Origin of the sequence: Endozoicomonas sp. ONNA1 (assembly GCF_024606325.1) — a bacterium.
In the GTDB taxonomy this organism is placed as follows: Bacteria; Pseudomonadota; Gammaproteobacteria; order Pseudomonadales; family Endozoicomonadaceae; genus Endozoicomonas_A.
In genome coordinates this window covers 1-6,419 of sequence record NZ_JAHHPN010000988.1, presented here as the reverse complement: position 1 = coordinate 6,419, position 6,419 = coordinate 1, and the positions used below count along the sequence as shown (strand labels likewise).

The 6,419-nt window shown below is 46.8% G+C and carries 7 protein-coding genes; 4 read left to right on the top strand and 3 right to left on the bottom strand.

Translation table 11 applies throughout. The annotated features are described in order from the left end of the window. On the top strand, positions 1-1,439 hold a 1,439-nt coding region (locus KDK19_RS23830), incomplete at its 5' end, for a WD40 repeat domain-containing protein (protein ID WP_257293097.1). A 130-nt stretch (positions 1,440-1,569) separates the two neighbouring features. On the opposite strand, the gene KDK19_RS23825 is transcribed toward KDK19_RS23830, so the two are convergent. The 3 genes from KDK19_RS23825 to KDK19_RS23815 all read right to left on the bottom strand — a co-directional run bounded on the left by KDK19_RS23825 (position 1,570) and on the right by KDK19_RS23815 (position 3,248). Continuing rightward, positions 1,570-2,289 (bottom strand): hypothetical protein, encoded by a 720-nt coding sequence (locus KDK19_RS23825; RefSeq protein ID WP_257293096.1) that lies wholly within the window; start codon positions 2,287-2,289, stop codon positions 1,570-1,572. After that, positions 2,289-2,690, bottom strand: a complete 402-nt coding sequence (locus KDK19_RS23820; RefSeq protein ID WP_257275664.1) for a hypothetical protein — start codon at positions 2,688-2,690, stop codon at positions 2,289-2,291. Before KDK19_RS23820 ends, KDK19_RS23825 begins: the two co-directional genes overlap by 1 nt. Before the next feature lie 306 nt (positions 2,691-2,996). Next, positions 2,997-3,248 (bottom strand): accessory factor UbiK family protein, encoded by a 252-nt coding sequence (locus KDK19_RS23815; protein ID WP_257275663.1) that lies wholly within the window; start codon positions 3,246-3,248, stop codon positions 2,997-2,999. A 138-nt stretch (positions 3,249-3,386) separates the two neighbouring features. Here KDK19_RS23815 and KDK19_RS23810 point away from each other — a divergent pair, with 138 nt between their 5' ends. From KDK19_RS23810 to glnK, 3 genes are all read left to right on the top strand, one after another. Beyond that, positions 3,387-4,724, top strand: coding sequence for a serine hydrolase (locus KDK19_RS23810; RefSeq protein ID WP_257293095.1), 1,338 nt, complete (start codon positions 3,387-3,389; stop codon positions 4,722-4,724). Positions 4,725-4,749: 25 nt separating this feature from the next. Beyond that, a complete protein-coding gene (locus KDK19_RS23805) occupies positions 4,750-5,532 on the top strand; it encodes a hypothetical protein (protein ID WP_257280920.1) in 783 nt (260 codons plus the stop codon). A gap of 310 nt (positions 5,533-5,842) precedes the next feature. After that, positions 5,843-6,181, top strand: coding sequence for a P-II family nitrogen regulator (gene glnK / locus KDK19_RS23800; protein WP_257280919.1), 339 nt, complete (start codon positions 5,843-5,845; stop codon positions 6,179-6,181). The last annotated feature ends 238 nt before the right edge of the window (positions 6,182-6,419 follow it).

Genomic DNA, 6,419 nt, shown 5'->3' with positions numbered 1-6,419 from the left:
GATATCTTCGCGATTTTATTAAAGAAGATAAAGCTCTGGAAAGAGCATGGATTCGCCGGTTTCCTTCTCCACACAAATATCAACTTAAGGCCACCATTAAGACAAAAGATGAGCAACAACTCCGTGATTGGTTAAAGCCGTTTGCGGATATGAGCACGATTGAGTCACTCATAAAACAACGAAAGACTGCTCATTTTCCTGCTCTGCTCCTTTTCACCAACAGTAAAATGATGTCTCAATGTGACACGTTCGAGTTAGTGCCAAAAGCAGAAATTAGCCATTCTAATCATATCAGCACCGCCACTTTCAGCGCCGATGGCCGCCATCTGGTAACCGCCAGTCGCAATAACATAGCGAAAATCTATGGTCAGGAGGACGATGGATCATGGAAATCACAAGGTGCCATTTCCCATAATAATTACGTCATATCAGCCAGCTTCAGTGCCGATGGCCGTCATCTTTTAACCGCCAGTCAAGATAACACAGCGAGAATCTATGGTCAGGAGGACGATGGATCATGGGCAGAAAAAACCATCATTTCCCATACTGGTCAGCTCAATTCTGCTACCTTCAGCGTTGATGGCCGCCGTGTGATGACGGCCAGTTTTTATACGGTGAAAATCTTTGTTCAGAGGGACGATGGGTCATGGGAGTCAGAGGAGATTATTAACCTTGTTAGTCCGGTCAATTCGGCCATGCTCAGCCCCAATGGCCATTTTCTGGCGCTCTGCGGTACAGATTATGCTGTAAAAATCTATGCTCAGGGGGTCGCTGGATCATGGGTAGAAAAATTCACCATTCAACACAAAAACGTAATCAACCGGGTCAGTTTCAGTGCTGATAGCTGCCACCTGTTAACCGCCAGTTTCGATAACACAGCGAAAATCTGTGACCTGCAGGCTGATGGATCATGTAAACAAATAATCTCGATTCATCATGTTGAGGCTTACTGCTCAGCCAACTTCAGCGCCGATTGTCGCCATGTGTTGACCGGCAGTTGGGATGGCAAGGCGAAAATCTATAGTCGGGAGGGCGCGTCATGGAAAGAAAAAGTCTGCATTTCCCACAACAGCGAACTCACCTCAGCCAACTTCAGTGCCAATTGCCATTATGTGGTGACCACCAGTGAAGATGACACGGCAAAAATCACTGGCCTGCAGGCCGATGGATCATGGCAGGAAGAAGCCAGCATTACCCATGAGCACATCGTCCTCTCAGCTAGCTTCAGTGCCGATAGTGGTCATATGGTCACCGCCAGTGTGGATGGTAAGGCGAAAATTTGTGGTCGGAAGGCCGATGGGTCATGGCTGGAAAAAGCCACCATTCAACACGATAGAGACGTCATTTCAGCTGCTTTCAGCGCCGATAGCCGACATGTGTTGACTGTCAGCGAAGATAACAAGGCGAGAATCACTGAGCTATTGAAGAGCAATGGATAATCGCAGGTTTTCTAACAGCTCTGAAGTTGATCGCATGCGTATCATGCTTACTCATACTTCTACCTTTCTGGTTTATTGTGTGTGCTACGTTGTCAGGAGTGCCTGGCCAGCAAGCCGGCCAGGGTAGAGATCAGTTTATGATTTTCCAGGAACCGTCTTCCTGCAGGCAGGCTTGTCCCCAAGCATCCTCGGTTTGACCGCCTACCGTAATGGACTGTTGGAACTCACGGCAAACCAGACCGCTGGAGGCACTTTTGCCTTCTTTGGTGGTCACAACATAGCCGGAGGAGTCGCCCTCATCCCAGATAATCTTTTCACCGACCGGAGCGGTAGTTGCTTTGATCTGGGCTTCTTCGTGAGCACGTTGCGCAGCTTCGTTGATGTTGTCGAGAATTTTGAGCGTGATGGCCGTAAACGCCAGCCATTTGTAAGCATCATTGTCGTCGTGGTAGTGGCCATAACCGTAGTAGGAATTACCATAGTTTCTAACTACGACAATATTGTTTCTGATCACCCTTTTTCTTGGGGCTACAACGACCAGATTGTTCTTGATGACCTTCGGTCCATCCCAGCGGTTATGACGGTGATCTTGACGATCGTCTTTTCTGTCTTCTCTGTTATCCTGACGATCGTCTCGACGTTCTTCACGATTGTCCTGACGGTCGTCATGACGCTCTTCACGATTATCCTGACGATCATCACGGCGCTCTTCACGATTATCCTGACGATCATCACGTCGCTCTTCACGGACTTCATCCCGATCATTATCGATCAAGCCGGCATGGACCATTGTTGAGACCGGTGAAAAGGTGGTGAGTAAAACTAAAATCGTAAACAGTCGTTTTTTCATCAGGCAGACTTACCCATGAGCAGAACACTGGCCTGAACGCGTCCGGTTCCATCAGTGTCGTAGTAGAATCTTACTTTTTCAATGGCCCTTGCTTTACCGGGCAGGTCAATGACGCGAGAGCTGCCGCCTTTCCTGACTTTGCTGCGGATGGCTATTTCACGGTTTTGACCGTTTTCGTAGTGCACGATGACTCTGTCGAAATCCACGTCAGCTCCTTTGACCTTGAATTGCAGACGCTTGAAAGCACCGTCTCTCAGACCAACACGGATGGTGTCTGCTTCTGCACGACGACTGACTTTCTTTTCGCCCAGCAGTTCCCAGCCAGCGGCGGAAGCAGTCTGTGTAAAGCCAGACATGATCATGCTCATCAGCAGAGTAAACATTGAAAGTGTGCGTGTCATAGTGATGGTTCTCCTGAGATTTTCTCTATTTGTCCTTGAGACCAGTCTTTGTTGAAAGGATCTGGCCAATGCCATGGCATATTATTATTGAGGCAACTATCTTAATTTGTTGCTCAATGCTATAGCGAAGAGAGGAGTACCTCTATAGGGAAAACTACCGAGGGGTTTAATAGTGATAATTATCTAAATTATTGATTTTAATTATTTTTTTAAATAATCAATATTGTCAGTGAAGAGTAAAATCTGGTCGGGTGTATGCATTAGCCGTTCTCAGGGCGAGAACGGCTAATGACATCAGCAACAGGGCTAAGACTGTTTGGCTTTTTCCAACTCGGCCACCTTCTTTTCAAGGGCTTCCAGTCTTTCACGGGTATGCTTAAGAACGGCGACCTGGGCATCAAACTCATCACGGGTGACCAGTTCAAATTTGGCCAGGGCACTGCCCACCAGAGCCTTCATGTTTTGCTCAATATCTTCCCGGGTCTGGCTTTTTTGCCCACCCAGTACCTGACCTGCTTTGCCGGCAATACTACCGATAAGGGAGGCTTTATCGATCATCGATGATTCCTGCAACTGCTGTGATTCAAAACCGGCGGGTATGATATCACAAGCAGTTATCTCAACGTGCTTGCTTTTATGTGCTAAATTGATAGTTGCTCGGTAAACATTGATTAAGTCAACTCATGGATTTGGCTTATGCCAAAGACTCTGACCATGCTTACATCCGCCCTCGGCTGGTTCTCTTTATTAGCGTGTTTTGTTATCCCTCAAAACATCCATGCTGCAGATAAGAATCACGACGCTTACTCTACGCCAACCGAAGATTTTTCGGTGCATGCAATCAAAAATGGTTATAGCTTGTCCGAAGCAAAACGATTGCATGGTGAATGGAGCCTGAACAAATTTTTGAATATTACCGAGTCGGGTGCTTATTCTTATTTGCACTTGGGTGAGTTTTTGCCGCAAGCCATGATTCACCGGGATGGTGAGGTAGTCAAGCTTGAGACAAGTGCAAGGCAGTCAATCGGTGAAATTTCGCTCAAAAAAGACGGAAAATCCATAGCATTTGAACAGATGATTATGGATGAGAAGTCACCGGTTCAGGGCGTCATGGTGATCAAAAAGGGCGAAATTATTTACCAGCAATACCCTGGCATGAGGGAGAACGACCGCCATGTGTGGATGTCGAATTCAAAAGTGATCGCCGGCACGCTTATCGCTTTTCTGGAAGAAGAAGGGCGTGTTGATCTACAGAAAACCGTGTCAAATTATCTGCCCAAAGCAAAAGGTACAGCTTGGGAGAACGTGAAAATATTCGATGTGTTGAACATGCAAACAGGGCTTGATTTGGAGGAAAACCCCACAACACGCAGTGGTGATACCCCTTATAACGCCTTTGTGAGAGCAGAGTTGGGTGTGCCCGCAAAAGACGGAAAAGTTTATACCCACAATGAGGCTTTGCTTGCCATTCCTTATTTGAAAAAGCCAGGTATGGCTTTTGAGTATTCATCCGCTAATACGCAGATGTTGGGTTTGATTATTGAGCAGATCACGCAAAAAAGGTTGGCAGAGGTGGTCAGTGAGCGAATTTGGTCAAAAGCAGGTATGGCAGGTGATGCAACCATCGGTTTAAGCCCACAGGGTAATGCCATTATTCATGGTCTGGTAAGTTCTCGTTTAGATGATATGGCGCGTTTTGGCATGTTGTTTACCCCGAGCTGGAACAAGCTTGGTGATAAACGCATTGTTTCGGAACAAGTGCTGAAGCGTATGCAAACCTCGGGAAAGCGGGAAAACTATTTGAAAGGTGCTCTTGGGCCCAGGTTGACGGAAGAATTCAGAGATGCACCATTATTTAATAGTTATCAGTGGGATGCTGTTTTTGCTGATGGTGATCTCTATAAAAGTGGCATGAATGGTCAGGGTATCTATGTATCCCCTTCCAGAGATAATGTGGTGGTTTGGTTTGCTACCGGCTTTACCGAAATACCGATGGAAGCCTTTAGCCGAAAAATCAGTCTTGACCTGGATTAGAGTATTTCAAAGGGCGGATGTCGTTTTGTTTAAGTTTCTGTCATTGTGTTTAAGCTTGATTGTTTGCCTGTCAGCTTATGCTGATGATGATGAATTGGCGAAAAAATTAACCAATCCTGTTGCTGATTTAATTAGTATGCCCGTGCAAGCCAATTATGATACGGGCTTTGGCCCTGACGATGGGCATCGTACAACTGTCAACGTGCAGCCTGTGATACCCATCGAGATGAATGACGATTGGAATATGGTTTCCAGAACCATTTTACCCTTGATTGAGCAAAATGATGTGGCGGGTAGCAGCGGTTCGCAATCGGGTACTGGTGATATTGTTCAAAGCCTTTTCTTTTCACCAAAACGGCCTACCAATAATGGCTGGATTTGGGGTGCGGGGCCGGTCTTTTTGCTACCAACAGCCAGCGACGAATTACTCGGTACAGAAAAGTGGGGACTAGGGCCTACTGCTGTATTGCTTAAAATGGAGCAGGGCTGGAGTTATGGCGCACTTGCCAATCATATCTGGGATATAGCCGGTGAAGATAAGCGTGATGATGTTAATGCTTCTTTTATTCAGCCCTTTCTCACCTACACCCACAAAGGTTGGACTTATACGTTACAAACCGAAAGCACTTACGATTGGAAAAACAGTCAATGGAATATTCCGATTAATGCTGTGCTGTCGAAAGTAATTCACATAGGTCGGCTGCCGGTGAGCTTTGCAGGAGGTGTGCGTTATTGGGCCGGAGCGCCAGAACAAGGTGCAGAAGGTTGGGGAGCACGCTTTGCGGTTACTGCAATGTTGCCCAGGTAGATAGTCGGGCTTTATCGTACAAGCGGATGATGGTCTATTGCACTAAAGAAGTGCGCGATTTGGGTGCAAGAAGCATGGTAGGCGTTCTTTTTTGGTGCGTTAGGTTTAATGAATGAACGGGAATAGAATTTTTTCAGTCTGCGAGCCTTGTTGACAGGTTGTTTTCAGAATTTGGCACAGTGCCTGCATATAAGCCACCAAACTCAGTTGGAAGTAAATCAGCTGAATACTTAAGGCTGGGGGCACGGGTCATAATGACAATGTCCGGAAATTCCCTGCTGGCCAACAGGATTCACTCAGGAGAGCTTTTATGAAGTTGGTATCAGCCATCATTAAGCCATTCAAATTGGACGACGTGCGAGAGGCTTTGTCCGAGATCGGTGTTCAGGGTATCACTGTCACTGAAGTTAAGGGGTTCGGTCGTCAAAAGGGGCATACTGAACTTTACCGTGGAGCTGAGTATGTGGTTGATTTTCTGCCCAAGGTCAAGTTGGAAGTTGGCATTGCGGATGACCTCCTGGATCAGGTGATTGAAGCCATTTCTACAGCGGCTAACACCGGAAAGATTGGTGACGGAAAGATCTTCGTCACCAATCTGGAGCAGGCGATTCGGATCAGAACCAACGAAACCGGCGAAGACGCCATCTGATGTACTCAGCGGCAAGAGACCATAGTCAGGAAGTTCATGGTTCTCAGGGTACACGTACAACAACAGACAAACTTTGTCGTCCGCTTCAGCTACATTAAGAGCGGAAGGTGACATTCGCAAAAAATAAAAATGGCTAATGCGGAAACAGCTCCTGAGTCAAGGTGACTGTTTCCAGGGCATGAATGCCCTAGCAGCCTGTCGGACTTAAGCGTCCGTAGCGAGGATTGCAAGAAATTGA